1 protein-coding gene and 1 pseudogene are annotated in these 1,359 nt (G+C 37.1%); one reads left to right on the top strand and one right to left on the bottom strand.

Annotated elements, in window-relative coordinates:
- Positions 1-452: 452 nt before the first annotated feature.
- Positions 453-770, bottom strand: a complete 318-nt coding sequence (locus DUK53_RS17665; RefSeq protein WP_161564270.1) for a DUF1433 domain-containing protein — start codon at positions 768-770, stop codon at positions 453-455.
- A 124-nt stretch (positions 771-894) separates the two neighbouring features.
- Here DUK53_RS17665 and DUK53_RS17660 point away from each other — a divergent pair.
- A pseudogene (locus DUK53_RS17660) lies at positions 895-1,359 on the top strand (hypothetical protein); the annotation flags it as partial.

Here is a 1,359-nt window from a genome sequence, read left to right as displayed (position 1 = left end):
ATTATTAACTGTAGAGCTACTAGGCTTATTAGAATTATAGAAATAAAAGCAGATGCAAACGCAAAGACAGACACAGACAGATATTAGAAGTTTAGTAGGATCTGCCCCATCGATTACTTCTGATATCTTGTGTTTCATGTCTAAGCATTCAAGTATTATATTTATGAGTTTTGTCATATGGTTTTTCCTTTCTATAGGGCAAGAGCCCTTTGGTATGGTAAAAATTATCTACTAAACTAAATATCCAGTCACTACTATTATACCATAAAACCGTTGCTTTTGCAAGGTTTTTTTGCATTTTTCCAAAAAATGAATCTTTAGCCCCATTAAATAGGCGTAGAACCAGCATCTTCGAGTAAATCGGACATTACGTAATATTCCGACTTTTCACATTTGAACTTATGTATAAGATAACCCAGGGTTTCATTGATTCCATGAGCCCTGGGTTATTTTTAATTATTTTGTTCTTCGGCTTCGATTTCCGATACTGTCTTGACGCTACGATCTTTATTTTTTAGTAAAGGAAAATTTTCTGTTGTTGGGTCTAACGCAGTTTCGAAATGATCATCGTAGATACCAGCATCAAATGTAAGTTTTGGATCATCATTGACATACCCTTCTACATGAATAACACCTGTAGGATTGGTGTGCGTGCCTGTTAATGTAACGTCGTGAACGCCCACATAATTGTAAGTTAGATATTTTTCTATCCGTGGCTGCTCGGTCTTCAATATGGTTGCTTCTAAATCTTTTGTTTGTTGTTGTTTCACAAATATGTATCCTCCTGTTATTATAATAATGAGTATCAAAATTATGGAAGTAGTTAGGACCCATTTTTTTCTCATATGCTCACCCCACCATATTATAACATAAACATGATTAGGAGGAATATATTTGTCTAGTATTACGGAGCAACAAAGTTTTAGCTTGTCAGATAAAATATACGAGGGCCGAGTCTTGAAGGTGCAGACGATTCGTCCCATGAGTGAAATACAAGCGGCTAAAGTGCCAACCGTCCGGTTAGAGGATAAATCGGAATGGGTGACAGTCAATTCGATAAATAAAGAAAATGGATTGCAAGCAGCGGCCGTTGTCCCGTATAAAGAGTACATAGATGTATGTAGCGGGAAAGTGAAATCTTTTGAAACAATGGTATTTGTTTCGCGAGGATCGCAAGAACTGGCAGACTGGTCTACGAATGCCGGATTAGCGACTAAAAAAGAGCCAGAATATGATAACCAATTTTTTGATTATGAACATTTCAGTCAAGGAACGTTGGATGCTTTTCCAACCAAAGATTTTCAATTTACAGGGCATAGCCAAGGCGGTGCGCTTGCGCAATATGGCGCTGTAAAATCT

The sequence above is a fragment of the Listeria sp. SHR_NRA_18 genome (assembly GCF_003856515.1).
GTDB lineage: Bacteria > Bacillota > Bacilli > Lactobacillales > Listeriaceae > Listeria_A > Listeria_A newyorkensis.
Note: the sequence above shows the minus strand (reverse complement) of the source record. Positions and strands in the feature narration are given on the sequence as shown.